Source organism: Variovorax sp. V93 (genome assembly GCF_041154485.1).
GTDB lineage: Bacteria > Pseudomonadota > Gammaproteobacteria > Burkholderiales > Burkholderiaceae_C > Variovorax > Variovorax beijingensis_A.
In genome coordinates this window covers 3,076,263-3,100,505 of sequence record NZ_AP028669.1, presented here as the reverse complement: position 1 = coordinate 3,100,505, position 24,243 = coordinate 3,076,263, and the positions used below count along the sequence as shown (strand labels likewise).

Sequence of the window (24,243 nt, the reverse complement as noted above, 5' to 3'; positions counted from 1 at the left end):
TTCACCAGACAGCACCAAACCCCTTCTTTTCGAGAGGCACTCCATGGGCAACATGAACGAAGCAATCCAGATCACCGACGCCAAGAAGCGCTACTCGGCCGGTGTGCTCAAGTACGCGCAGATGGGCTACTGGGACGGCGACTACGTGCCCAAGGACACCGACATCCTCGCGCTCTTCCGCATCACGCCGCAGGAAGGCGTGGACGCCATCGAGGCCGCCGCTGCGGTGGCCGGCGAATCGTCCACCGCCACCTGGACCGTGGTGTGGACCGACCGCCTCACGGCCTGCGACATGTACCGCGCCAAGGCCTACAAGGTCGAGCCGGTGCCCAACAACCCGGGCCAGTACTTCTGCTACGTGGCCTACGACCTCTCGCTGTTCGAGGAAGGCTCCATCACCAACGTGACGGCTTCCATCATCGGCAACGTCTTCAGCTTCAAGCCGCTGAAGGCCGCGCGGCTGGAGGACATGAAATTCCCGGTGGCCTACGTCAAGACCTTCCCCGGCCCGCCGACCGGCATCGTGGTGGAGCGCGAGCGGCTCGACAAGTTCGGCCGGCCCCTGCTCGGCGCGACCACCAAGCCGAAGCTCGGACTCTCGGGCCGCAACTACGGCCGCGTGGTGTACGAGGGCCTGCGCGGCGGGCTCGACTTCATGAAGGACGACGAGAACATCAACTCGCAGCCCTTCATGCACTGGCGCGACCGCTTCCTGTTCGTGATGGACGCGGTCAACAAGGCCAGCGCCGCCACCGGCGAGGTCAAGGGCAGCTACCTGAACGTCACGGCCGGCACCATGGAAGAGATGTACCGCCGCGCACAGTTCGCCAAGGAGCTCGGCTCGGTGATCGTGATGATCGACCTGGTCGTCGGCTACACGGCCATCCAGTCGATGAGCCACTGGTGCCGCCAGAATGACATGATCCTGCACCTGCACCGCGCGGGCCACGGCACCTACACGCGGCAGAAGAACCACGGCGTGAGCTTCCGCGTGATCGCGAAGTGGATGCGCCTGGCGGGCGTGGACCACATCCATGCGGGCACGGCTGTGGGCAAGCTCGAGGGCGACCCGATGACGGTGCAGGGCTACTACAACGTCTGCCGCGACACGCACACCAAGGTCGACCTGCCGCGGGGCATCTACTTCGACCAGGACTGGGGCGCGCTGCGCAAGGTGATGCCGGTGGCCTCGGGCGGCATCCATGCCGGCCAGATGCACCAGCTGCTCGACCTGTTCGGCGACGACGTGGTGCTGCAGTTCGGCGGCGGCACCATTGGCCATCCGCAGGGCATCCAGGCCGGGGCCACCGCCAACCGCGTGGCGCTCGAAGCCATGGTGCTGGCGCGCAACGAGGGCCGCGACATCGCCAACGAGGGACCGCAGATCCTGCGCGACGCGGCCAAGTGGTGCACGCCGCTGGCGGCTGCGCTCGACACCTGGGGCGAGATCTCCTTCAACTACGCCTCCACCGACACCTCGGACTACGTGCCGACGCCGTCGGTGGCCTGAATCCGCCTTTTCCAGTTCCAGGAGCAACAGACATGCGAATCACACAAGGCACCTTTTCCTTCCTGCCGGACCTGAGCGACGAGCAGATCAGCCGCCAGGTCGAGTACTGCCTCGACAAGGGCTGGGCCATCGGCCTCGAATACACCGACGACCCGCATCCGCGCAACACCTTCTGGGAGATGTTCGGCAACCCGATGTTCGACATCAAGGATGCGGCCGGCGTCATGCTCGAACTCGCGGCCTGCCGCAAGACCTTCCCGCAGCAATACATCCGCGTGACCGCCTTCGACTCGACGCACGGCACCGAGTCGGTCGTGATGTCCTTCATCGTCAACCGGCCGTCGAACGAACCGGGCTTCCGCCTGATCCGCTCCGAGGAGCCGGGCCGCACGATCCGCTACAGCATCGAGAGCTACGCGGCCCAGGCGCGGCCCGAAGGCAGCCGCTACTGATCGAACCCTTTCGCACGCGCATTGCAAGAGGCACGCATGGACGCCACCGAAACCCCCGCCGCAATGGCCACGGCACCGAGGCAGCTCTTCGAGTCCTCGGGCGTGAAGGCGCTGCTCGACCAGCTCGACGCCGAGCTGATCGGCCTGGCACCGGTCAAGGGCCGCATCCGCGACATCGCGGCGCTGCTCCTGATCGACAAGCTGCGCCAGGAGCAGGGGCTGCAGTCGCAGCCGCCTTCGCTGCACATGTCGTTCACGGGCAACCCGGGCACCGGAAAGACCACGGTGGCGATGCGCATGGCCGAGGTGCTCAAGCAGCTGGGCTATGTGCGCAAGGGCCACCTGGTGGCGGTGACGCGCGACGACCTGGTGGGCCAGTTCATCGGCCACACGGCGCCCAAGACCAAGGAAGTGATCAAGAAGGCGATGGGCGGCGTGCTGTTCATCGACGAGGCCTACTACCTCTACCGGCCCGAGAACGAACGCGACTACGGGCAGGAGGCCATCGAGATCCTGCTGCAGGTGATGGAGAACCAGCGCGACGACCTGGTCGTGATTCTTGCGGGCTACAAGGACCGCATGGAGACCTTCTTCGGCAGCAACCCGGGCATGGCTTCGCGCATTGCGCACCACATCGACTTTCCGGACTACAGCGAGGCCGAGCTGATGCAGATCGCGCAGCTCATGCTGGGGCGGCTGAACTACAGCTTCGACGACGGCGCGGTCTCCACCTTCTCGCGCTACGTGAGCCTGCGCCGGGGCCAGCCGCACTTTGCCAATGCGCGATCGATCCGCAACGCGCTCGACCGCATCCGGCTGCGCCACGCCACGCGCCTGTTCGGCAGCGACGAGGCCCTGACGCGCGAGCAGCTCTGCACGCTGCAGGCGCAGGACATCCTGTCCAGCCGCGTCTTCCATCCGGCGGCAGACGCCACGCAGGCCGAAGGAGAAAAAAGATGAGCATCGAAGCCCTGGTCTTCGACGTCGACGGCACCCTGGCCGACACCGAGGAAGTGCACCGCATGGCCTTCAACCTGGCCTTCGAGCAGCTCGGGCTCGACTGGCATTGGGGCCAGGCCGAGTATCGCGCGCTGCTGGCGGTCACGGGCGGCAAGGAGCGCATGAAGGCCTACGTCGATTCGCTCCCGCTGGGCGCATCGCAGAAGAAGCGGCTGCACGAGCGGGTGCCGGCCGTCCATGCCGCCAAGACGCAGCACTACACCGACATCGCGCGGCGCGGCGGCATCGAGCTGCGCACGGGCGTGCTGCGCTTTCTCGAGGAGGCCCAGGATGCCGGCCTGCGCCTGGCGATTGCAAGCACCACCACCGCCGTCAACATCGACGCGCTGCTGCAGGCCACGCTGGGTCCGCGCGGCCTCACGATGTTCGACGTGATTGCCTGCGGCGACCAGGTGCGCGCGAAGAAGCCGGCGTCCGACATCTACCTGCTGGCGCTCGACACATTGGGCGTGCCGCCCGAGCGCGCCATCGCCATCGAGGACTCGACCAACGGGCTGCGCTCGGCCCTGGGTGCCGGGCTCTGGACGCTGGTCACGCCCACCTTCTGGACCGAGGGCAGCGACTTCAGCGGCGCCGGGCTGGTGCTGCCCGGCCTGGGCGACCCCAGCCAGCCGCTGGCCGGCGAGCCCGGCGGGCGTCTTGACTCCGCCGCGTGGCTTGGAATCGATGAACTGATGCGGATGGCCACCGTGGCCCCGCCGATCAATGCCGTGCAGGCGCTCTACCGCGAGGACTGTTAGATGCAGAACGAAAAGAACACCATGCGGATCGCGCCCAGCCTGCTGTCGGCGAACTTCGCGCGGCTCGGCGAAGAGGTCACGGCGGTCATCGAGGCCGGTGCCGACCTGATCCATTTCGATGTCATGGACAACCACTATGTTCCAAATCTGACAATCGGTCCGCTGGTCTGCGAGGCCATCAAGCCCTATGCGACGGTGCCGATCGACGTGCACCTGATGGTCAAGCCGGTCGATGCGCTGATCCCGATGTTCGCGCAGGCCGGTGCCTCGATCATTTCGTTCCACCCCGAGGCCAGCGAGCACATCGACCGCACCGTCCGGCTGATCCGGGACAGCGGCTGCAAGGCCGGCCTGGTGCTCAACCCCGCCACGCCGCTTGCGGTGCTCGACCATGTGCTGGACCAGCTCGACCTGGTGCTGCTGATGTCGGTCAACCCCGGCTTCGGCGGCCAGAGCTTCATCGAGAGCGTGCTGCCGAAGATCGAGGCGGTGCGCCGCCGCATCGATGCCAGCGGGCGCGAGATCTGGCTGGAGGTCGATGGCGGCGTGAAGCCCGACAACGCCGCGCGCATCGGCGCCGCGGGTGCCGACACGCTGGTGGCGGGCTCGGCGGTGTTCAACGGCGGCCGCTACCGCGAGGCCATTGGCGCCATTCGCGCGCAGGCACTGCAGGGCCGCCAGTCGATGGAAGGGCGTCCCGCATGACGAAAGAAGACCTGCGCGGCATCGATGCGATCGCCTTCGATCTCGACGGCACCTTGGTCGACAGCGCGCCGGACATCCGGCACGCGCTGAACTGCGCGCTCGAGGAAGCCGGGCTGGCCTGCTTCGAGCTGGACACGGTGCGCGCATGGATCGGCGACGGACCCGACGCGCTGATCCTGCAGGCGCTGCGCGAGCACGGGCTCGGCGGCAGCGAGGCGCTACGCGGCCGGCTGCGCAAGTCCTTCGATGCCGCCACGCTGGCGGCGCCATTGAAGTTCGGCAGCGTGTTCGAGGGCATCGCCGCACTCGTCGCGGGCCTGCGCCGCACGCTGCCGATGGTGGTGGTCACGAACAAGCCGACGCCCCTGGCACGCGCCGTGCTGGATGCAGCAGGTCTGCTGCCGGCGATGGCGGGGGTCTACGGCGCCGACACCGCGGCGCAGCGCAAGCCCGCGCCGTTCCTGCTGCAGGCCGCGGCGCGCCAGCTGGGCGTGGAACCCGCGCGGCTGCTGATGGTGGGCGACGGCCCGGCCGATCTGCTTGCCGCGCAGGCAGCGGGCTCGCCGGCGGCGCTGGTGGCCTGGGGCTATGGCGGCCATGCGGCGGCGAACGCGGCTGAAGCGGCGTCCGCATGGCGCGTCTCGACGCCGCAGCAGCTGCTGTTGACGGCACGCGAGTCGCGCGCCGTCCGCCGCGACGAAGAAACGACCCGGATTTTTTGATTCAACCAGGAGACGAACATGCCCATTGCAGGCAAGGCCACGCTGACCCAGTACATCATCGAGGAGCGCCGCCGCCACCCCGGTGCCACGGGCGCGCTCAACGCGCTCATCACCGACGTCTCCCTTGCCTGCAAGGCGATCTCGCGCAAGGTCGCGCTCGGCGCCCTGGGCGACGTGCTGGGCAGCGCCAGCACGCAGAACGTGCAGGGCGAGGAACAGAAGACGCTCGACGTGCTGAGCAACGACATGTTCCTGCGCGCCAACGAGTGGGGCGGCCACGTGGCGGGCATGGTCTCGGAAGAGATGGAAGAGCCCTACCTGCCGCCGCAGCAGCAGTACCCGCGCGGCAAGTACCTGCTGCTGTTCGATCCGCTCGACGGCTCGTCGAACATCGACGTCAACGTGGCGGTGGGCAGCATCTTCTCGATCCTGCGCGCACCCACGCCAGAGGCCGACGCCAAGCCTGAAGACTTCCTGCAGCCCGGCACCGAGCAGGTCGGTGCCGGCTATGCGATCTACGGCCCTTCGACCATGCTGGTGCTGACGCTGGGCAACGGCACGCATGCCTTCACGCTCGATCCGCAGCTGGGCGAATGGGTGCTGAGCCATCCGAACCTGAGCATTCCGCGGCAGACCAGCGAGTTCGCGATCAACGCCTCGAACAGCCGCTTCTGGGAGCCGGCCGTGAAGCGCTACGTCGACGAATGCCTGGCCGGCAGGGAAGGCCCGCGCGGCATCGACTTCAACATGCGGTGGATCGCCTCGCTGGTGGCCGAAACGCACCGCATCCTGATGCGCGGCGGCGTCTTCATGTACCCGCGCGACAGCAAGGAAGCCGGACGCGACGGGCGCCTGCGGCTGCTCTACGAGGCCAATCCGATCTCGTTCTTGATCGAGCAGGCCGGCGGCATGGCCAGCACGGGCCGGCGCCGCCTGATGACGGTCGAGCCGGAGTCGATCCACCAGCGCATCGGCTTCGTCTTCGGGTCGTCCGACGAGGTGGCGCGCGTGGAGGCCTACCACAGCGAGGAGCCGCAGGACACCTACCAGGCGCCGCTGTTCGGAAAGCGCGGCCTCTTTGCAACCGCCGCCTGAACGAGACCACCTGCACGAATTCTTCATCTCCCCGAGGCCACCATGTCAGCCAAACATCCCATCGTTGCCATCACCGGCTCGTCCGGCGCGGGCACCACGTCCGTCACGCGGACTTTCGAGAACATCTTCCGCCGCGAGAGCGTCAAGGCGGCCATCGTGGAGGGCGACAGCTTCCACCGCTACGACCGCAATTCCATGAAGGTGGCCATGGCCGAGGCCGAGGCCGCCGGCAACCGCAACTTCAGCCACTTCGGCGAGGACGCCAATCTGTTCGCCGAACTCGAGGCGCTGTTCCGCGACTACGGCGAGGCGGGCGTCGGCCAGAGCCGCAAGTACCTGCACGATGCGCAGGAGGCCGCGCCCTACAAGCAGGAGCCCGGCACCTTCACGCCGTGGGAAACGCTGCCCGACAGCGAGCTGCTGTTCTATGAGGGCCTGCATGGCGGCGTGACCACCGGGAAGGTCGACATCGCGCGCCACGTCGACCTGCTGATCGGCGTGGTGCCGGTGATCAACCTCGAGTGGATCCAGAAGCTGCACCGCGACAAGAACACGCGCGGCTATTCCACCGAGGCCGTGACCGACGTGATCCTGCGCCGGATGAACGAGTACGTGCACTACATCTGCCCGCAGTTCACGCGCACGCACATCAACTTCCAGCGCGTGCCGGTGGTGGACACCTCCGACCCGTTCATTGCGCGCACCATCCCCAGCCCGGACGAGAGTCTGGTCGTGATCCGCTTCGCCAACCCCACGGGCTTCGACTTTCCCTATCTGCTGAGCATGCTGCACGACTCCTTCATGTCGCGGGCCAACACGCTGGTGGTGCCGGGCGGAAAGATGGAGCTCGCGATGCAGCTGATCTTCACGCCGATGATCCTGCGCCTCATGGAGCGCCGCAAGAAGGCCTACGCGATCTAGGGCGCGAGAGCGCCGCACGAACACCTCACGCACAACGAACCCACCGGAACCCCGCATGACGATCGACAACCTCGCCCTGCGCACGCAGTGCGCCAACGCCATCCGTGCGCTGGCCATGGATGCCGTGCAAGCCGCCAACTCGGGCCACCCGGGCATGCCGATGGGCATGGCCGACATTGCCGAGGCCCTGTGGCGGCACCGCCTGCAGCACGACCCGGCCGATCCGCGCTGGATGAACCGCGACCGCTTCGTCGTTTCCAACGGCCACGGCTCGATGCTGCTGTATGCGCTGCTGCACCTGAGCGGCTATGCGCTGCCGATGGAGGAGCTGCGGCGCTTCCGCCAGCTGCATTCGCGCACGCCGGGCCACCCCGAGGCCGGCGTCACGCCCGGCGTCGAGACCACCACTGGGCCACTGGGGCAGGGCATCAGCAATGCGGTGGGCATGGCGCTGGCCGAGAAGCTGCTGGCCGAGGAATTCAACCGGCCCGGCCACGAGGTGATCGACCACCGCACCTACGTGTTCCTGGGCGACGGCTGCCTGATGGAAGGCATCAGCCACGAGGCCTGCTCGCTCGCAGGCACCTGGCGCCTCCACAAGCTGGTGGCGTTCTACGACGACAACGGCATCTCGATCGACGGCGAGGTCGGCGGCTGGTTCAGCGACGACACGCCGGGCCGCTTCGAAGCCTACGGCTGGACCGTGCTGCGCGACGTCGACGGCCACGACGCTGCGGCGCTCGACGCAGCCATTGAAAGCGCCACGGCCGCGAACCGGCCGGTGCTGGTGTGCTGCAAGACGCGCATCGGCCAGGGCTCGCCGAACCGCGCCGGCACCGCCAAGGCGCACGGCGAAGCGCTGGGCGAGACCGAGATCGCGCTGACGCGGCAGGCGCTCGGCTGGAGCGCCGCGCCCTTCGAAGTGCCGGCGGCCATTGCAGAAGCCTGGTCCGCGCGCGAATCGGGCGCCGCGCTGCACAAGGCCTGGCAGGAGCGCTTTGCCGCCTACGCACAGGAGCACCCAGCGCTCGCGCGCGAGCTGCTGCGGCGCCATCGCACCGATGCGCCGCTCACTGCAAAAGCCGAAGCCGCACTGGCTGCGGCCGCGTCGGGCGCGGAGCAGCGCAAGGCATCGGTCGCCACGCGCAAGGCCTCGCAGCAGGTGCTCGACGAAGTCGGCCCCGCGATGCCCGAACTGATCGGCGGCTCGGCCGACCTCACGGGATCGAACCTCACGGACTGGAAGGGCCACCGCGCGCTCAAGGGCACGGGCACCGGCAACCACGTGCACTACGGCGTGCGCGAGTTCGGGATGGCAGCCATCATGAACGGGCTCGCGCTGCACGGCGGCTTCCGTCCCTTCGGCGGCACCTTCCTGACCTTTTCGGACTACGCGCGCAACGGCGTGCGCATGTCGGCGCTGATGAAGCTGCCGGTCATCTACGTCTTCACGCACGACTCGATCGGGCTCGGCGAGGACGGCCCGACGCACCAGCCGGTGGAGCATGCCTCGAGCCTGCGGCTGATTCCCGATGTCGACGTCTGGCGCCCGGCCGATGCCACCGAGACGGCCGTGGCCTGGCGCCAGGCCCTGCGCCGCGTGGACGGGCCGAGCTGCCTGCTGCTGACGCGCCAGGCGCTGCCGCATGCCGGCGACGCCGGCGAGCGCATCGAATCCATTGCGCGCGGCGCCTACGTGCTGCGCCGCCCGGAGGCCGAGTGCGTGGCACTGCTGGCAAGCGGCTCCGAAGTGGGCGTGGCGCTGGCCGCCGCGGCCCTGCTGGCGCAGGAGGGCGTCGAGGCACGCGTGGTGTCCGTGCCATGCATGGACGTGTTCGAACGCCAGGACGCCGAGTGGCGCCATGCGGTGATTCCGCGCCACCTGCCGCGCGTGGCGGTGGAGGCCGGCAGCACGGGCCTCTGGTGGAAGTTCGTCGGCGAATACGGCGACGTGGTCGGGCTCGACCGCTTCGGCGAATCGGCGCCGGCCGGCGAGCTCTTCAAGCTGTTCGGCCTGACAGCCGAAGTGGTGGCCGGGCGCGCCCGCCGCCTGCTCGCGAACGCCGCGCAGGCCAGCGTGAAAGAGGCCGCATGAGCTTCAACACGCTCGACCAGATCGACCTGCGCGGACAGCGCGTCTTCATCCGCTGCGACCTCAACGTGCCGCTCGACGCGTCGGGCCGCATCAGCGACGACACGCGCATCCGCGCCAGCCTGGGCGGCATTCGCCATGCGCTGTCGCAAGGCGCGCGTGTGATGGTCACATCGCACCTGGGCCGGCCGAAGGAGGGCCAGCTTGCAGCCGGCGAATCGCTGGCGCCGGTGGCGAAGCGGCTCGGCGAACTGCTGGGCGCACCGGTGGCGCTGGTCGGCGACTGGATCGATCGCCCCTTCGACATCGCGCCCGGCCAGATGGCGCTGCTTGAAAACTGCCGCGCGAACGTCGGCGAGAAGGCCAATGCCGAAGCCCTGGCGCGGCGCATGGCAGCGCTGTGCGACGTGTACGTGAACGATGCCTTCGGCACCGCGCACCGCGCCGAGGCCACCACCGAGGCGCTGGCCCGGCTCGCGCCCGTTGCCTGCGCCGGTCCGCTGATGGCGTCGGAACTGAACGCGCTCGGCCGTGCGCTTGCGAACCCCGCGCGGCCGCTGGCCGCGATCGTCGGCGGTGCCAAGGTATCGACCAAGCTGTCGATCCTCGAATCGCTGGCGGCGCAGGTTGAATGGCTGGTGGTCGGCGGCGGCATGGCCAATACCTTCCTGCTCGCGGCGGGCCATCCGGTCGGCCGGTCGCTGTGCGAGCCCGAGATGGTGGACACGGCGCGCGCCGTGGGCGCGGCGCTCTCGGCACGCGGTGCGCAGCTCTTCATGCCGACCGACGTGGTCACGGCGACCGAGTTCTCGCCAAATGCGGTGGCAACGGTGAAAGCCGTGGCCGACGTGGCGCCCGACGACATGATCCTGGACTTCGGCCCGGACTCGGTGGCGCGGCTCGTCGCCATGCTCGGCCCATGCAAGACCATCGTCTGGAACGGCCCGCTCGGCGTGTTCGAGATCGAGCAGTTCTCGCACGGCACGCGCACGCTGGCCCACGCGATCGCGCGGATGGACGCGTTCTCGCTCGCGGGCGGCGGCGACACCGTGGCCGCCATCAACCAGTTCGAGGTGGAGGAGTGCATCGACTACGTCTCGACGGCGGGCGGCGCGTTCCTCGAATTCCTCGAAGGCAAGAGCCTGCCCGCGGTCAAGGCGCTCCAGGACCGCAGGAAATGAGCCCACCCCCAGTCTTCGCGCACTTCGTGTCGCTCCGCCAACCCCCTCGCCGGGGGCGACACCGGCGGCCCGGCGAAGCCGGTTCCGCGGTGTCTCTGGAATGGGCCCGCCGGCTTCCATCCAACCCATTTCCAACTTCACAGGAGAGCTTCCCATGGCCATGATTTCGCTGCGCCAACTGCTGGACCACGCCGCCGAGCACCAGTACGGCGTGCCGGCGTTCAACGTCAACAACCTGGAGCAGATCCAGGCCATCATGCAGGCCGCGCGCAAGACCGACAGCCCGGTCATCCTGCAGGCCTCGGCCGGCGCGCGCAAATACGCGGGCGAACCCTTCCTGCGCAAGATGGTCGAGGCGGCGGCCGAGATGTACCCGGAGATCCCGATCGTGATGCACCAGGACCATGGCGCGAGCCCGTCGATGTGCATGCAGGCCATCCGCTCGGGCTTCACCAGCGTGATGATGGACGGCTCGCTGATGGAAGACGCGAAGACGCCCGCGAGCTACGACTACAACGTGGGCGTGACCAGCCGCGTGGTGGAGATGGCGCATGCGGTCGGCGTCTCGGTCGAGGGCGAGCTGGGCTGCCTCGGGTCGCTCGAGTCGGGCATGGCCGGCGAGGAAGACGGCAGCGGCGCCGAGGGCGTGCTGTCACACGACCAGCTGCTGACCGATCCGCAGCAGGCGGCCGACTTCGTGTCGCGCACCGGCGTGGATGCGCTGGCCATTGCCATCGGCACCTCGCATGGCGCCTACAAGTTCAGCCGCAAGCCGACCGGCGACATCCTCGCGATCGACCGCATCAAGGAGATCCATGCGCGCATTCCGAAGACGCACCTCGTGATGCACGGCTCTTCGTCGGTGCCGCAGGAATGGCTGGCGGTGATCCGCGACTTTGGCGGCGACATCAAGGAAACCTACGGCGTGCCGGTGGAGGAGATCCAGGAAGGCATCCGCCACGGCGTGCGCAAGGTCAACATCGACACCGACATCCGGCTCGCGATGACCGGCGCAATGCGCCGCGCCATGGGCCAGGACCGCAGCGAATTCGATCCGCGCAAGTTCCTCAAGGAGGCGACCGCGGCCGCGCGCGACGTCTGCATCGACCGCTTCCAGGCCTTCGGCACCGCGGGCATGGCCTCGCGGATCAAGCCGGCGGCGCTGCAGTAGGCGCTGTGCGGCGCTGCTATTCGAGCAGCGCCCGGTGCACGCGGATCGCCTCGGCCGAGACGGGGTTCAGTTCCCCCGGTCCGCCGGCGTCCAGGTGCGCCAGCAGCTCGCGCCGCATGCGCGGTTCCCAGAAGCGCTTCAGGTGCAGCGCCAGGTCATGCAGGGCTTCGCTGCGGTCGGGCATGGCTTCGAAGAAGCTGCCCATCTGGTTCACCATGCGGATCAGCTGGTCGACGTGCATTGCAAAAAAGACCTCAGGCGTTGGCGGGCAGGCCGTTGAGCCGCCACGGGTGGGTGTAGATGACCAGGTCGTCGTCGCGCACGAAGCCCGCCAGCGTGAGGCCCGCGTCTTGCGCAACCGCCGTGGCCAGCGAGGTCGAGGCCGATACCGCCGCCAGCAGCGGCACGCCGGCGGCGACGGTCTTCTGCACCATCTCGAAACTGGCGCGGCTGGTCACCGCGATGAAGCCGGTGGAGGCGGGCACGCTGTTTCTTGCGAGCGCGCCGACGAGCTTGTCGAGCGCGTTGTGGCGGCCGACGTCCTCGCGCACCAGCAGCGCTTCGCCTTGCGCGCTGCACCAGGCCGCCGCGTGCACGGCACCGGTGACCTTCTGCAGCACCTGCAGCGATGCAAGCTCCCGCATGCCGCGCGCGACGGCGCGGGTCGAGAGCGCGGGGCCCTCGGGCAGGGGCGGCAGCGCACGCGTGACATGCGCCAAGCTCTCGGTGCCGCACAGGCCGCAGCCCGTGCGCCCGGCCATCGAGCGGCGGCGCGCCTTCAGCCGCGCGAAGGCCGCGCTCGCCACCTCGAGCTTGAGCGTGATGCCTTCGGGTGCGTACGCTTCCTCGACGCCGTAGAGCTCATTGCGTCCGAGCAGGATGCCCTCGCTGAGCGCGAAGCCCAGCGCGAAGTCGGCCAGGTCGGTGGGTGTTGCAAGCATCACGGCGTGCGCAATGCCGTTGAACTCCAGCGCGACCGGCACCTCCACGGCCACCCAGTCGCGGTTGTCGAAGGCCCGGCGGGCGCGCACGCCGCGCACGGGCAGCAGCTCGGCGCTTCCGGGCCGAAGCGGTAGGTCGGATAGGTTCACTTGGCGGCCGCCGTTTCTTCGATGCGCTTGCTCAGCAGCTCTTCCTGCAGCGCGTTGAACCGGCTGTATTCCTGCTGCCATTCGGAAGGCTGCATCACCGGCATCACCTGGACCGCGGTCACCTTGAACTCGGGGCAGTTGGTGGCCCAGTCGGAGTTGTCGGTGGTGATCACGTTGGCGCCCGATTCGGGGAAGTGGAAGGTGGTGTAGACCACGCCCGGCTGCACGCGCTCGGTGATGGTGGCGCGCAGCACGGTTTCGCCCGCGCGGCTGCGAATGCCGACCCAGTCGCCCTCGGCGATGCCGCGGTCCTCGGCGTCGGCCGGATGGATCTCGAGCCGGTCCTCGCTGTGCCACTGGTTGTTCTCGGTGCGGCGGGTCTGGGCGCCCACGTTGTACTGCGACAGGATGCGCCCGGTGGTCAGGATCAGCGGGTACATGCGCGTGACCTTCTCGTCGGTCGGCACGTACTGCGTGATGATGAACTTGCCCTTGCCGCGCACGAACTCGCCGATGTGCATGGTCGGCGTGCCTTCGGGCGCGGCCTCGTTGCACGGCCACTGCACGCTGCCGAGCTTTGCCAGCTTGGCGTAGCTCACGCCCGTGAAGGTGGGCGTGAGCGCGGCGATCTCGTCCATGATCTCTTCGGCGCTCGCATAGTTCATGGGATAGCCCAGCGCGTTGGAGAGCAGCTGCGTCACCTCCCAGTCGGCATAGCCGGCCTTGGGCGGCATGACCTTGGTGACGCGCGAGATGCGGCGCTCGGCGTTGGTGAAGGTGCCGTCCTTCTCCAGGAACGACGCGCCCGGCAGGAACACGTGGGCGTACTTGGCGGTTTCGTTCAGGAACAGGTCCTGCACCACGATGCATTCCATCGCCATCAGGGCCTCGGCCACGTGCTGCGTGTTCGGGTCCGACTGGACCACGTCCTCGCCCTCGCAGTACAGGCCCTTGAAGCTGCCGGTGATGGCGGCGTCGAACATGTTGGGAATGCGCAGCCCCGGCTCGGCCCGCAGCGCCACGCCCCAGGCGTCTTCGAAGCTGCCGCGCGCGGTGCTGTCCGACACATGGCGGTAGCCCGGCAGCTCGTGCGGGAACGAGCCCATGTCGCAGGAGCCCTGCACGTTGTTCTGGCCGCGCAGCGGATTCACTCCCACGCCTTCGCGGCCCACGTTGCCGGTGGCCATGGCGAGGTTGGCAATGCCCATCACCATGGTCGAGCCCTGGCTGTGCTCCGTCACGCCCAGGCCATAGTAGATGGCGGCATTGCGCTTGCCGTCGTGGCCCTTGGCGAACAGCCGCGCGGCAGCGCGCAGCTCGGCTGCCGGCACGCCGGTCACGGCTTCCATGGCCTCGGGCGAGTTGGCCGGGCGCGCAACGAATTCCCGCCACTCGTTGAACGACTTGGGCTCGCAGCGCTCGGCCACGAAGGCTTCGTCGACCAGGCCTTCGGTCACGATCACATGCGCCATGGCGCTGATGACCGCCACGTTGGTGCCGGGCTTGAGCTTGAGGTGATGGTCGGCCTTGACGTGCGGCGACTTCACCAGGTCGATGGTGCGCGGGTCGATCACGATCAGCCGGGCACCGGCGCGCAGGCGCTTCTTCATGCGCGAGGCGAACACCGGGTGGCCGTCGGACGGGTTGGCGCCGATCACCATGATTACGTCCGATTTTTCCACCGACTTGAAGGTCTGCGTGCCGGCCGATTCGCCCATGGTCTGCTTCAGTCCGTAGCCTGTGGGCGAATGGCACACGCGCGCGCAGGTGTCGACGTTGTTGTTGCCGAAGGCCGCGCGCACCAGCTTCTGCACCAGGTAGCCCTCTTCGTTGGTGCAGCGCGAGGACACGAGCCCGCCGATGGAATCGGTGCCGTACTTCGCCTGGATGCGGCGGAACTCGCTGGCGGCGTAGTTGACGGCTTCGTCCCAGCTCACCTCGCGCCACGGATCGGTGATCCTGCTGCGGATCATGGGCTTGAGCACGCGGTCCTTGTGGGTGGCGTAGCCCCAGGCAAAGCGGCCCTTCACGCACGAGTGGCCTTCGTTGGCCTTGCCGTCCTTCCAGGGCACCATGCGCACCACTTCGTTGCCCTTCATCTCGGCCTTGAAGCCGCAGCCCACGCCGCAATAGGCGCAGGTGGTGATGGCGCTGTGCTCGGCCTGGCCCAGCCAGATCACCGATTTTTCCTGCAGCGTGGCGGTGGGGCAGGCCTGCACGCAGGCGCCGCAGCTCACGCATTCGGATTCCATGAAGGGCTGGTCCTGGCCCGGCGAGACGCGCGACTCGAAGCCGCGGCCGCTGATGGTGAGCGCGAAGGTGCCCTGCGTTTCCTCGCAGGCGCGCACGCAGCGGTTGCAGACGATGCACTTGGCCGGGTCGTAGGTGAAGTAGGGGTTGGACTCGTCCTTGGCGCTTTTCAGGTGGTTGGCGCCGTCGTAGCCGTAGCGCACGTTGCGCAGCCCGGTGACGCCGGCCATGTCCTGCAGTTCGCAGTCGCCGTTGGCGGCGCAGGTGAGGCAGTCGAGCGGATGGTCGGAGATGTAGAGCTCCATCACGCCCTTGCGCAGCTCCTGCAGCCTCGGGCTCTGCGTGCGCACCTTCATGCCGGCCTCGGCCGGCGTGGTGCACGACGCCGGATAGCCCTTGCGTCCGTCGATCTCCACCAGGCAGAGCCGGCAGGAGCCGAAGGGCTCCAGGCTGTCGGTCGCGCACAGCTTGGGCACCTGCACGCCCGCGTCGACCGCGGCGCGCATCAGCGAGGTGCCCTTGGCCACCGTCACCGGCATGCCGTCGATCTCGAGCGTGACTTCCTCGGTGGATTCGCGCCTGGGCGTGCCGTGGTCGATGTCTTGCGATGGGTTCAGCATGGGATGTCTCCTCTGTTCGTCTCGTCGGTCAGGCTGCGGCGCGGTCGGGGGCTTCGATGCCGAAGTCCTCGGGGTAGTGATTGATGGCCGACAGCACGGGGTAGGGCGTCATGCCGCCCATGGCGCAGAGCGAGCCGTGCAGCATGGTGTCGCACAGGTCGCGCAGGAGAACGACCTGCTGCGGCCGGTTCTGGTTGCTGGTGATCTTGTCGATCACTTCCACGCCGCGCGTGGAGCCGATGCGGCAGGGCGTGCACTTGCCGCAGGACTCGATCGCGCAGAACTCCATCGCGTAGCGCGCCAGCTGCGACATGTCGGCCGTGTCGTCGTGCACCACGATGCCGCCGTGCCCGACCACTGCGCCCACGGCCGCATAGGCCTCGTAGTCCAGCGGCAGGTCCCATTGCGACTCGGGCACGTAGGCGCCCAGCGGACCGCCCACCTGTACCGCCTTGATCGGCCGGCCGCTCGCGCTGCCGCCGCCGAAGTCGTAGAGCAGTTCGCGCAGGCTCAGGCCGAAGGCCTTCTCGACCAGGCCGCCATGCCTGATGTTGCCGGCCAGCTGGAACGGCAGCGTGCCGCGCGAACGGCCCATGCCGTAGTTCCTGTAGAAGTCCGCGCCGCGCGCCAGGATGAGGGGCACCGAGGCCAGCGTGATCACGTTGTTGATCACGGTCGGCTGGCCGAAGAGCCCCTGCAGGGCAGGCAGCGGCGGCTTGGCGCGCACGATGCCGCGGCGGCCTTCCAGGCTTTCGAGCAGCGCGGTTTCCTCGCCGCACACGTAGGCTCCGGCGGCCTTGCGCACGGTCAGGCGGAAGCTGCGGCCCGAGCCCAGGATGTCGTCGCCCAGGAAGCCGGCCTGCTCGGCATGGCGGATGGCCTCATCGAGCGTGGCAATGGCATGCGGGTATTCCGAGCGCACATAGACGTAGCCCTCGGTCGCGCCGGTCGCAAGGCCCGCGATGGCCATGCCTTCCACCAGCATCAGCGGATCGCCTTCCATCGTCATGCGGTCCGAGAAGGTGCCCGAGTCGCCTTCGTCCGCATTGCAGACGATGTATTTCTGCGGCGCCTCTGCGGCCAGCACCGTCTTCCACTTGATCCCGGCCGGAAATGCGGCGCCGCCGCGGCCGCGCAGTCCGGAGTCCAGCACCTGCTGCACGATCTCGGCCGGTGCGAGGGTGAGCGCGCGGCGCAGCCCCGCGAAGCCTTCGTGCGCCTCGTAGTCGGCCACGGACACCGGATCGGTCACGCCCATGCGGGCGAAGGTCAGGCGCTCCTGCTTCTTCAGGTACGGAATCTCCTCGGTCAGGCCCAGGTTCAACGCGTGGGCGCCGCCCGAAAGAAAGCCGGCGTCGAACAGGCCGGCGACATCGGCGTGCGCGACCGGGCCGTAGGCCACGCGGCCTTGCGGCGTGGCCACTTCGACCAGCGTCTCCAGCCAGAACAGGCCGCGCGAGCCGTTGCGCACGATGCGCACATCGGCGTTGCGCGCACGGGCTTGTGCCGCGATCTGTTTGGCGACCCGCTCGGCGCCGACCGCCAGCGCCGCGGAGTCGCGGGGGACATAGACGGTGGTGGTCATGAGGCTTGCCGCGCTTCCTCGACGATGCCGTCGAACAGCGCCGGCGTGATGCGCGCATGCACCTCATCGTTCACCGCGATGGCGGGCGACGAGGCGCACAGGCCGAGGCAGAACACCGGCTCCAGCGAGTACTGGCCGTCCGCCGACGTGCCGTGCACGCCGCAGCCCAGGCGTTGCTCGGCATGCGCGAGCAGCGCATCCGCACCCATGGCCTTGCAGGCCTCTGCTCGGCAGACCTGCACCAGCAGCCGGCCTGCCGGGGCCGAGCGGAAGTGGTGGTAGTAGCTGACCACGCCATGCACCTCGGCACGCGACAGGTTGAACTGCTCGGCGATGAGGGGGACGGCGTCGGGTGGAACATGCCCCAGCGCGTCCTGGATGCCGTGCAGCGCAGGAAGCAGCCCGCCCGGGGTGTCCTTGTGCGCAGCGGCGATGGATGCCGCGATGCCCAGATTGTTCATATGCTTTGAATCTCCTAATGTTGGAGCTGCCATACCGTGGTGGCGCGAGTCTATGGAGAGGAATCGAATGCCACAATATGAGGCGTTCAGCCCAATAAATATGCTTTGGAAAGCCGAAACCCATGCATGAAGTGCACATCAGGCCGCAATGGACCATCCGCCAGGCCGACGGCGCGGCGCTGGCGCCGCGGGTGATCGAACTGCTGGTGCAGGTGCTGGAGCACGGCAGCCTGTCCAGCGCCTGCACCGTGTCCGGTGTGTCCTACCGCCACGCCTGGGAGCTGATCCGGCAGGGCGAAGCCATGTTCGGCCAGCCGCTGGTGGCGATGCAGCGCGGCAAGGGTTCCAGCCTCACGCCGCTCGGCGAAAAGCTGGTGTGGGCCGACCGCCGCATCACCGCGCGCCTGTCGCCGCTCCTGGATTCGCTGGCCTCCGAACTGGGCGCGGAAATCGAGAAACTGATTCCCACCGCGCCCACGCTGCTGCGCATCCACGCGAGCCATGGCTTCGCGATCGAGGCGCTGCATGGCTTCCTGGCCGCGGCGCAGGTGCCGGGCGACCTGCGCTACTGCGGCAGCGAAGAGGCCGTGGCCTCGCTGCACCACGGCAGCTGCGACGTGGCGGGCTTCCACGTACCGCTGGGTGCGTTCGAGGCCGAAGCCGTCGCGCACTATGGTTCCTGGCTCAACGCCGGCACGCAGAAAGTCATCGGCATGGCGACGCGGCACCAGGGCCTGATGGTGGCGCCCGGCAACCCGAAGAAGATCTACACGCTGGCCGACCTGGCGCGCCCCGGCGTCCGATTCATCAACCGGCAGGCGGGCTCGGGCACGCGCTATTTGTTCGACCTGCAGTTGCGCGAGCAGGGCATCGCGCCCGAAGCCATCAAGGGCTACGAGCAGTGCGAGTTCACGCACGCGGCCGTCGCGGCCTTCGTGGCCAGCGGCATGGCGGATGCGGGATATGGCGTGGAAACGCCGGCGCGCCAGTTCAAGCTCGACTTCATCTCCAACCAGGTGGAGCGCTATTTCCTGCTGTGCGAGGAGCGCTCGCTTGCCGCGCCGATCGTGCGGCGGATGCTGGACATCCTGCAAAGCGAGGCCTACCAGAGCGCCGTGAACCGCCTGCCGGGCTACCAGGCGGTGAACTGCGGCCGCGTGCTGTCGCTGGCGGAGGCCTTCGAGTCGCTTCGCCCCGCGGCGGCCGGCAAGCGCCGCACGGCCACGCGATCCAGGTAGAAGAGGCGCTCTTCCGCTGTCAGCAGAAAGCACTCAGCAACTCGTTCGTCGCAACTTCGCGACAAAGCAGGCTCAAAAGTAACCATCTGTATGGTTAAATCGCCCGAACTATCGCGAAGAGGACGAGGGATCTCCATGAAGCTGCTGCTGAGCATCGTGTGCGCCGTTGTTGCGTTGGCAGGGTGCGCCAGCACGCCGCCCACGCCGACCCAACCCGGCACCGGAACCGGGCTGTCTTACGTGCCCATGGTCGCCATGGAAGGCGTGGACCGGGCCCGCTACGACAGCGACGTGGCCGATTGCCGCACGGCCGCGATGCGGATCACCGCGCGCAGCGAAACCGGCGACGCCATGTGGCTTGCGCTGGGCCTGGGATTGATCACCGTGCATGGACAGGGCATCGTGGCTGCGGCCTCGTACACCGGCATTTCGGCTGCGGTGATCGACATGTCCTACCGGCCCAGCGCGGAGCTGGTTGCCGAGCACCAGCAGATCGCCGTGGTGCACTGCATGGCCAAGCGCGGCTACCGCAACCTCGACCCGAACGTGCGCGACACCTTCTACGGACATGCCTTCAACCCGGAAGTGGTGCTCGCGCCGCGCAGGACCGGGGTCGACACCTACAACGCCGAAGTGCTTGCCAAGGCCGGGCAGTGCAGCATCCAGCCGCGCGCCGAGCTCACGGCCAAGGGCCCGGGCTACGAGTCGTACAGCGTGCCCTGCTCGAACGGCACGGCCTGGGCCGTGCGCTGCGAATTCGGCAAGTGCCGCGTGCTGGGCCAGTCGGCCGTCCGGCGCTCCTCCTGACGGCGCGGGCGCTCGTCACTTGATGAGCATGCCTTTGAGCGCGGGGTCGGCGGGCGGCGCCTTGAGCTTCATCTGCCGCAGGATCTTCATCAGGAGCCGCGCGATCATCAGGTTGCGGTGCCGCTTGTTGTTGGCCGGTATCACGTACCAGGGCGCGTGCTCGGTCGAGGTGGACCGCAGTGCCTTGTCGTAGGCCTGCTGGTAGGCGCTCCACTTGGTGCGCACCTCGAGGTCGCCCACATTGAACTTCCATTGCTTGCCGGGCGTGTCGATGCGCGCCTGCAGGCGTTCGCGCTGCGTGTCCTTGTCGATGTGCAGCATGCACTTGACGATCACCGTGCCGGTCTCGACGAGCAGGCGCTCGAAATCGTTGATCTGCGCATAGCGCCGCTGGGTCTCGGCCTTGTCGATCCAGCCTTCGACCACGGGCACCAGCACGTCCTCGTAATGGCTGCGGTTCCAGACCGCGATCTCGCCGCTGCGCGGCACCACTGCATGGCAGCGCCAGAGGTAGTCGTGCGCGCGCTCGTCGTCGCTGGGTGCCTTGAAGGCGGTGACGCGCACACCCAGCGGGGAGGTGCGCGAGAACACCCAGCGAACGGTGCCGTCCTTGCCGCTGGTGTCCATGCCCTGCAGCACCAGCAGGACCTTGCGGCGGCCCTCGGCATGCAGCAGGTTCTGCATCTCGTCGAGCTCGATGGCCAGGGCGTCGATCTCGGCGAGCTGGGCGGCTTCGTTGCCGTCCAGGAACGGAGATTCGCCGGGGTCCACCTGCGAGAGTTTGAACTTGCTGTCGACGCGGTATTTCTTGAAGCTGGCCATCAATCCGGACTCCGTGCAAAAGCACGCAGCGTACGCGATCGGCGCCCGGTCAGCGGTCGCTGTCGTCCGGATCGATGGAAGCGCTCCAGCGGCTGTCCCATTCGGCATGCCGAGCGGCGCCGTCGAGCTCGCGCCGGTCGCGCTTGGTGGGCCGGCCCTGCTCGATGGCCAGCGCCGGCTCGCTGCCCATGCGGCGCTGCTCGCGCAGGGCCGCCTGCGCGGCAATGCTTTCGGGCGTTTCTTCGTAGAGCTGCTGCGCCACCGGCGCCGGCCCGCGCTGGCCGCTCAGGCCGCGCACCGTGACGGTTCGCGTCACGGCGCCCAGGCGGATGGCCACCGTGTCTCCCGGCTTGACCTCGCGCGAGGCCTTGGCGATGTCGCCGTTGACCTGCACCCGGTTCTTGCCGATTTCGTCCGCGGCCAGCGAGCGCGTCTTGAAGAAGCGGGCGGCCCAGAGCCATTTGTCGATGCGCAGGCGATCCATAGGTTCAGGAATTGTGGCGGTAGACGGGCAGGCGCACGACAGCATCGAGGCCAATCACCTGTGCGGAATTTTCCCGCGTGCTGCGGTTGTCGAGGTGGATGCGCCCGCCCAGCGCCAGCACGATTTCGCGGCAGATGGCCAGGCCCAGTCCCGAGCCGCCGGCCGCGTCGCCGGCGGAGAAGGGCGCGAACAGGCGCTGGCGGAGTTCGGCCGGAATGCCGGGCCCGTCGTCGCGCACGGTCAGTACTGCCTCCGGGCCGTTGGAGCGCACCGTCACCGAAAGGGCACCGCCGCGCGGGCTCTGCTTGATGGCGTTGTGCAGCAGGTTGCGCGTGAGTTCCTGCAGCATCCATTGGTGGGCCCGCACCGTCACGGGGCCGTCGATGGCCAGTTCGAAGTCGAGCGCCTTGTCGGCGATCAGCGGCGACAGGTCCAGCGCAATCTGGCGCACCACCTCGCCGAGCTCCAGCGGCACCGATTCCGGCTGCTGGCGCAGCTGCTCGACCTTGGCAAGCGACAGCATCTGGTTGGCGAGCACGGTGGCGCGCTCCACGGTCTGGCTGATCTCGCCCAGGGCCTGCCCGGGCGGCACGTCGCCGCGCTGCGCCGACTGCACCTGCGCCTTGAGCACCGCCAGCGGCGTGCGCAATTGATGGGCGCTGTCGCGCACGAAGCGCTTCTGGTGGTCGAGCAGGCGCTGCAGCCGGCCCATGACCTCGGTGGTGGCGTCGACCAGCGGGCGCAGTTCGCGCGGCGCATCGGGCGCGTCGATGGGGGAAAAGTCGTCGGCGGCGCGCTTCTCGATGGCTTCGCCGAGCTCACGCACCGGCCGCGTGGCGCGCTGCACCACCAGCACGGTGACCAGCGCGATCACGCCCATCAGCAGCAACTGGCGCCACAGCATGTCCACCAGCAGTTTGCGCACCAGGGTTTCGCGCAGTTCCAGCGTCTCGGCCACCTGCACCACGGCCATGCCGCGGCCGTGCCCGCTGGCCACGGGCTGCAGCAACACCGCCATGCGCACCGGCTGGTTGCGAAAGCGCGCGTCGTAGAAATCGACCAGCGCCGCATAGGCGCCGCGGTCCGGGATGCGGCCGCGCCAGAACGGCAGTTCGGCAAAGCCCGAGACCATCTCGCCGTCGAGCGCGGACACGCGGTAGAAAAGGCGGCTGCGGTTGTCGGCCTCGAAGGCTTCGAGCGCGGAATAGGGCACGATCGCGCGCAGCCGCGCATGCTCGTCGTAGCCTTCCACGTCGAGCTGCTCGCCGATGGTCTTGGCCGAGGCGAGCAGGGTGCGGTCGTAGGCCGTGGTGGCCGCGGCCAGGCTCTGGCGGTACAGGCTCACGCTGTTGATCACGATGAACAGCGCCACCGGCGCGAGAATGCCCAGCAGCAGCCTCGCGCGCAGCGACAAGGCCGTCTTCATGGCTCGGCGCGCAGCAGGTAGCCCAGCCCGCGCAGCGTCATCAGCGCCGCCCCGGTGCCTGCGAGCTTCTTGCGCAGCCGATACACCACCACCTCGATGGCCTCGTACTGCACATCGGTCTCGCCCGGGAACACGAGTTCGAAGAGCCGCTCCTTGCTCACCGCATGGCCGGGTTTCATCATCAGCGCCTTGAGCAGCGCCAGTTCGCGCGGCGTGAGCTCCAGGATGCCGCTCTTGTGATAGATGGCGCCGCTCTCGGGCTCGAAGCGCAGCCCACCCACTTCCTGCGGGTTCGGGCCCGCGTCGGCGCCGGCATTCTGGTGGCGACGGCGCAGTGCGCGGATGCGCGCTTCCAGTTCGTCGAGATCGAAAGGCTTGGGCAGGTAATCGTCGGCACCGGCATTCAGGCCCATGATGCGGTCGCCGACCGTGCCGCGGGCCGTGAGCAGCAGCACGGGCGTGCGCAGCCCCGCGGCGCGCGCCTGGGCCAGCACCTGCAGGCCATCGAGGTTCGGCAGGCTCAGGTCGAGCGCCACCACATCGGGCTCCAGGGCGCGCCATTGCTCGACGGCCAGCGCGCCGTCGCCGCAGATGCGCACGTCGATCCTGCTGCGGGCGAGGGCGCGCTGCAGGGTGACCTGCATCGAGGGATCGTCTTCGACCAGCAGCAGCTTCATGGGGTGTGGTGAGGGAATGGTACTTCGGTGTTTTCCCCAGTCCGGTGGACAGCCAACTGACAGCAGGGCGGCGCATGATAGCGGCTCAGGTTCAAGTCAGGTTTTCTTTAGTTCTCAGGAGACAACGATGCGTCGCGACACCTTTTTGAAGTCATTGGCCGCGCTGGCCGCCGCCGGAGCCCTGCCGTTGTCGGCACGCGCCGCTGCCAACGTCAAGATGATGATCCCGGCCAACCCGGGTGGGGGCTGGGACACCACGGGCCGCGCGCTGGGCAAGGCCATGACCGAAGCCAAGGTGGCCGACACGGTCACCTACGACAACAAGGGCGGTGCCGCCGGCGCACTGGGCCTGGCCCAGTTCGTGAACGGCTCCAAGGGCGATCCGAACGCGCTCATGGTGATGGGCTCCGTCATGCTGGGCGGCATCATCACCGGCAAGCCGCCGGTCAATCTCTCGCAGGCCACGCCGATCGCGCGCCTGACCACCGAATACAACGTGTTCGTGCTGCCGGCCAACTCGCCCTTCAAGTCCATGAAGGACGTGGTCGAGCAGCTCAAGAAGGATCCGGGCAGCGTCAAGTGGGGCGGCGGTTCGCGCGGCTCCACCGAGCACATCGCCGCGGCCATGATCGCCCAGAAGGTCGGTGCCGATCCGTCCAAGATCAACTACGTGGCCTTCCGCGGCGGCGGCGAGGCCACCGCGGCCATCCTGGGCGGCAACGTCACGATCGGCGGCAGTGGCTACAGCGAGTTCGCCGAGTACATTGCCGCCGGCAAGATGAAGGCCATTGCGGTCACGTCGGCCCAGCGCCTGCCCGGCATCAACGTGCCCACGCTCAAGGAGCAGGGCATCGACGTGGAGATCGGCAACTGGCGCGGCGTGTACGGTGCCCCAGGCATCAGCGCCGAGCAGCGCAAGGCGCTGACCGACATGGTGCTGGCCGCCATGAAGAGTCCGTCGTGGGCCGAGTCGCTCAAGAAGAACGACTGGACGCCGGCCGTGCTTTCGGGCGAGGCCTTTGCCAAGTTCGTCGACGACGACTTCGCGAGCCTGCGCGCCATCATGGCCAAGTCCGGCATGGTCTGAACCCGGCGCGCACCACTGGCCGCCACACGGCGCGCTGTCCTCGAAAGAGACGACAGCGTGCCGTTTTCAAATCCAGTTCCACATCC

23 protein-coding genes are annotated in these 24,243 nt (G+C 68.3%); 14 read left to right on the top strand and 9 right to left on the bottom strand.

All coding sequences use genetic code 11. From position 1 onward, the window contains the following. The first annotated feature begins 52 nt into the window (after positions 1-52). From ACAM54_RS14760 to fba, 11 genes are all read left to right on the top strand, one after another. Positions 53-1,510: a form I ribulose bisphosphate carboxylase large subunit gene (locus ACAM54_RS14760; protein ID WP_369648041.1), complete on the top strand. Its 1,458-nt coding sequence runs from the start codon at positions 53-55 to the stop codon at positions 1,508-1,510. Between the two features lie 32 nt (positions 1,511-1,542). Continuing rightward, the gene (locus ACAM54_RS14755) at positions 1,543-1,962 is read left to right on the top strand and encodes a ribulose bisphosphate carboxylase small subunit (RefSeq protein WP_369648040.1); all 420 of its coding nucleotides are present in this window, start codon (positions 1,543-1,545) and stop codon (positions 1,960-1,962) included. A gap of 36 nt (positions 1,963-1,998) precedes the next feature. Then, positions 1,999-2,922: a CbbX protein gene (gene cbbX / locus ACAM54_RS14750; RefSeq protein ID WP_369648039.1), complete on the top strand. Its 924-nt coding sequence runs from the start codon at positions 1,999-2,001 to the stop codon at positions 2,920-2,922. Continuing rightward, positions 2,919-3,722, top strand: coding sequence for an HAD-IA family hydrolase (locus ACAM54_RS14745; RefSeq protein WP_369648038.1), 804 nt, complete (start codon positions 2,919-2,921; stop codon positions 3,720-3,722). Before cbbX ends, ACAM54_RS14745 begins: the two co-directional genes overlap by 4 nt. After that, positions 3,723-4,427: a ribulose-phosphate 3-epimerase gene (rpe, locus tag ACAM54_RS14740; protein ID WP_369648037.1), complete on the top strand. Its 705-nt coding sequence runs from the start codon at positions 3,723-3,725 to the stop codon at positions 4,425-4,427. It begins immediately after the preceding gene. Then, positions 4,424-5,149, top strand: coding sequence for an HAD-IA family hydrolase (locus ACAM54_RS14735; RefSeq protein ID WP_369648036.1), 726 nt, complete (start codon positions 4,424-4,426; stop codon positions 5,147-5,149). Before rpe ends, ACAM54_RS14735 begins: the two co-directional genes overlap by 4 nt. Before the next feature lie 18 nt (positions 5,150-5,167). Next, complete coding sequence (locus ACAM54_RS14730; RefSeq protein WP_369648035.1) at positions 5,168-6,244, top strand: class 1 fructose-bisphosphatase; 1,077 nt, start codon at positions 5,168-5,170, stop codon at positions 6,242-6,244. Positions 6,245-6,286: 42 nt separating this feature from the next. After that, positions 6,287-7,165, top strand: a complete 879-nt coding sequence (locus ACAM54_RS14725; RefSeq protein WP_145745114.1) for a phosphoribulokinase — start codon at positions 6,287-6,289, stop codon at positions 7,163-7,165. Positions 7,166-7,220: 55 nt separating this feature from the next. Then, positions 7,221-9,260: a transketolase gene (tkt, locus tag ACAM54_RS14720; protein WP_369648034.1), complete on the top strand. Its 2,040-nt coding sequence runs from the start codon at positions 7,221-7,223 to the stop codon at positions 9,258-9,260. Further along, on the top strand, positions 9,257-10,438 hold the full coding sequence (locus ACAM54_RS14715; protein WP_369648033.1) for a phosphoglycerate kinase: 1,182 nt from the start codon (positions 9,257-9,259) through the stop codon (positions 10,436-10,438). The genes tkt and ACAM54_RS14715 overlap by 4 nt, the downstream gene beginning before the upstream one ends. A gap of 154 nt (positions 10,439-10,592) precedes the next feature. Then, the gene (gene fba / locus ACAM54_RS14710; RefSeq protein ID WP_369648032.1) at positions 10,593-11,609 is read left to right on the top strand and encodes a class II fructose-bisphosphate aldolase; all 1,017 of its coding nucleotides are present in this window, start codon (positions 10,593-10,595) and stop codon (positions 11,607-11,609) included. Between the two features lie 16 nt (positions 11,610-11,625). On the opposite strand, the gene ACAM54_RS14705 is transcribed toward fba, so the two are convergent. From ACAM54_RS14705 to ACAM54_RS14685, 5 genes are read right to left on the bottom strand one after another with little or no spacing between them, the layout of a single operon-like run. Then, positions 11,626-11,850 (bottom strand): formate dehydrogenase subunit delta, encoded by a 225-nt coding sequence (locus tag ACAM54_RS14705; protein WP_012748121.1) that lies wholly within the window; start codon positions 11,848-11,850, stop codon positions 11,626-11,628. Positions 11,851-11,863: 13 nt separating this feature from the next. After that, positions 11,864-12,700 carry a formate dehydrogenase accessory sulfurtransferase FdhD gene (gene fdhD / locus ACAM54_RS14700; RefSeq protein ID WP_369648031.1) on the bottom strand — a complete coding sequence of 279 codons (837 nt, stop codon included), beginning with the start codon at positions 12,698-12,700 and terminating at the stop codon, positions 11,864-11,866. After that, positions 12,697-15,570: a formate dehydrogenase subunit alpha gene (fdhF, locus tag ACAM54_RS14695; RefSeq protein WP_369648030.1), complete on the bottom strand. Its 2,874-nt coding sequence runs from the start codon at positions 15,568-15,570 to the stop codon at positions 12,697-12,699. The genes fdhD and fdhF overlap by 4 nt, the downstream gene beginning before the upstream one ends. Positions 15,571-15,598: 28 nt before the next feature. Then, positions 15,599-17,155, bottom strand: coding sequence for a formate dehydrogenase beta subunit (locus ACAM54_RS14690; RefSeq protein ID WP_369648029.1), 1,557 nt, complete (start codon positions 17,153-17,155; stop codon positions 15,599-15,601). Then, positions 17,152-17,616, bottom strand: coding sequence for a formate dehydrogenase subunit gamma (locus ACAM54_RS14685; protein ID WP_369648028.1), 465 nt, complete (start codon positions 17,614-17,616; stop codon positions 17,152-17,154). The genes ACAM54_RS14690 and ACAM54_RS14685 overlap by 4 nt, the downstream gene beginning before the upstream one ends. 122 nt (positions 17,617-17,738) lie before the next feature. On the opposite strand from ACAM54_RS14685, the gene ACAM54_RS14680 reads away from it, so the two are divergent. Continuing rightward, complete coding sequence (locus ACAM54_RS14680; protein ID WP_369648027.1) at positions 17,739-18,854, top strand: substrate-binding domain-containing protein; 1,116 nt, start codon at positions 17,739-17,741, stop codon at positions 18,852-18,854. 135 nt (positions 18,855-18,989) lie between these two features. Further along, positions 18,990-19,661: a hypothetical protein gene (locus tag ACAM54_RS14675; RefSeq protein ID WP_145745135.1), complete on the top strand. Its 672-nt coding sequence runs from the start codon at positions 18,990-18,992 to the stop codon at positions 19,659-19,661. A 15-nt stretch (positions 19,662-19,676) separates the two neighbouring features. Here the strand turns inward: ACAM54_RS14675 and ACAM54_RS14670 are convergent, their stop codons facing one another. Genes ACAM54_RS14670 through ACAM54_RS14655 form a run of 4 tightly spaced genes read right to left on the bottom strand, consistent with a single transcriptional unit; the run spans position 19,677 to position 23,070 of the window. Continuing rightward, on the bottom strand, positions 19,677-20,483 hold the full coding sequence (locus ACAM54_RS14670; RefSeq protein WP_369648026.1) for a PPK2 family polyphosphate kinase: 807 nt from the start codon (positions 20,481-20,483) through the stop codon (positions 19,677-19,679). A gap of 49 nt (positions 20,484-20,532) precedes the next feature. Continuing rightward, on the bottom strand, positions 20,533-20,967 hold the full coding sequence (locus ACAM54_RS14665) for an RNA-binding S4 domain-containing protein (RefSeq protein ID WP_186454205.1): 435 nt from the start codon (positions 20,965-20,967) through the stop codon (positions 20,533-20,535). 4 nt (positions 20,968-20,971) lie between these two features. Beyond that, positions 20,972-22,393 (bottom strand): sensor histidine kinase, encoded by a 1,422-nt coding sequence (locus ACAM54_RS14660; RefSeq protein WP_369648025.1) that lies wholly within the window; start codon positions 22,391-22,393, stop codon positions 20,972-20,974. Continuing rightward, complete coding sequence (locus ACAM54_RS14655; RefSeq protein ID WP_369648024.1) at positions 22,390-23,070, bottom strand: response regulator; 681 nt, start codon at positions 23,068-23,070, stop codon at positions 22,390-22,392. The genes ACAM54_RS14660 and ACAM54_RS14655 overlap by 4 nt, the downstream gene beginning before the upstream one ends. Before the next feature lie 127 nt (positions 23,071-23,197). On the opposite strand from ACAM54_RS14655, the gene ACAM54_RS14650 reads away from it, so the two are divergent. Further along, positions 23,198-24,157 (top strand): tripartite tricarboxylate transporter substrate binding protein, encoded by a 960-nt coding sequence (locus ACAM54_RS14650; protein WP_145745141.1) that lies wholly within the window; start codon positions 23,198-23,200, stop codon positions 24,155-24,157. Positions 24,158-24,243: the final 86 nt, after the last annotated feature.

Bases quoted from the DNA above. Each gene is read 5' to 3' on its own strand.
- ACAM54_RS14760 (WP_369648041.1), top strand. From the start codon at position 53: ATGAACGAAGCAATCCAGATCACCGACGCCAAGAAGCGCTACTCGGCC.
- ACAM54_RS14755 (WP_369648040.1), top strand. From the start codon at position 1,543: ATGCGAATCACACAAGGCACCTTTTCCTTCCTGCCGGACCTGAGCGAC.
- cbbX (WP_369648039.1), top strand. From the start codon at position 1,999: ATGGACGCCACCGAAACCCCCGCCGCAATGGCCACGGCACCGAGGCAG.
- ACAM54_RS14745 (WP_369648038.1), top strand. From the start codon at position 2,919: ATGAGCATCGAAGCCCTGGTCTTCGACGTCGACGGCACCCTGGCCGAC.
- rpe (WP_369648037.1), top strand. From the start codon at position 3,723: ATGCAGAACGAAAAGAACACCATGCGGATCGCGCCCAGCCTGCTGTCG.
- ACAM54_RS14735 (WP_369648036.1), top strand. From the start codon at position 4,424: ATGACGAAAGAAGACCTGCGCGGCATCGATGCGATCGCCTTCGATCTC.
- ACAM54_RS14730 (WP_369648035.1), top strand. From the start codon at position 5,168: ATGCCCATTGCAGGCAAGGCCACGCTGACCCAGTACATCATCGAGGAG.
- ACAM54_RS14725 (WP_145745114.1), top strand. From the start codon at position 6,287: ATGTCAGCCAAACATCCCATCGTTGCCATCACCGGCTCGTCCGGCGCG.
- tkt (WP_369648034.1), top strand. From the start codon at position 7,221: ATGACGATCGACAACCTCGCCCTGCGCACGCAGTGCGCCAACGCCATC.
- ACAM54_RS14715 (WP_369648033.1), top strand. From the start codon at position 9,257: ATGAGCTTCAACACGCTCGACCAGATCGACCTGCGCGGACAGCGCGTC.
- fba (WP_369648032.1), top strand. From the start codon at position 10,593: ATGGCCATGATTTCGCTGCGCCAACTGCTGGACCACGCCGCCGAGCAC.
- ACAM54_RS14705 (WP_012748121.1), bottom strand. From the start codon at position 11,850: ATGCACGTCGACCAGCTGATCCGCATGGTGAACCAGATGGGCAGCTTC.
- fdhF (WP_369648030.1), bottom strand. From the start codon at position 15,570: ATGCTGAACCCATCGCAAGACATCGACCACGGCACGCCCAGGCGCGAA.
- ACAM54_RS14690 (WP_369648029.1), bottom strand. From the start codon at position 17,155: ATGACCACCACCGTCTATGTCCCCCGCGACTCCGCGGCGCTGGCGGTC.
- ACAM54_RS14685 (WP_369648028.1), bottom strand. From the start codon at position 17,616: ATGAACAATCTGGGCATCGCGGCATCCATCGCCGCTGCGCACAAGGAC.
- ACAM54_RS14680 (WP_369648027.1), top strand. From the start codon at position 17,739: ATGCATGAAGTGCACATCAGGCCGCAATGGACCATCCGCCAGGCCGAC.
- ACAM54_RS14675 (WP_145745135.1), top strand. From the start codon at position 18,990: ATGAAGCTGCTGCTGAGCATCGTGTGCGCCGTTGTTGCGTTGGCAGGG.
- ACAM54_RS14670 (WP_369648026.1), bottom strand. From the start codon at position 20,483: ATGGCCAGCTTCAAGAAATACCGCGTCGACAGCAAGTTCAAACTCTCG.
- ACAM54_RS14665 (WP_186454205.1), bottom strand. From the start codon at position 20,967: ATGGATCGCCTGCGCATCGACAAATGGCTCTGGGCCGCCCGCTTCTTC.
- ACAM54_RS14660 (WP_369648025.1), bottom strand. From the start codon at position 22,393: ATGAAGACGGCCTTGTCGCTGCGCGCGAGGCTGCTGCTGGGCATTCTC.
- ACAM54_RS14655 (WP_369648024.1), bottom strand. From the start codon at position 23,070: ATGAAGCTGCTGCTGGTCGAAGACGATCCCTCGATGCAGGTCACCCTG.
- ACAM54_RS14650 (WP_145745141.1), top strand. From the start codon at position 23,198: ATGCGTCGCGACACCTTTTTGAAGTCATTGGCCGCGCTGGCCGCCGCC.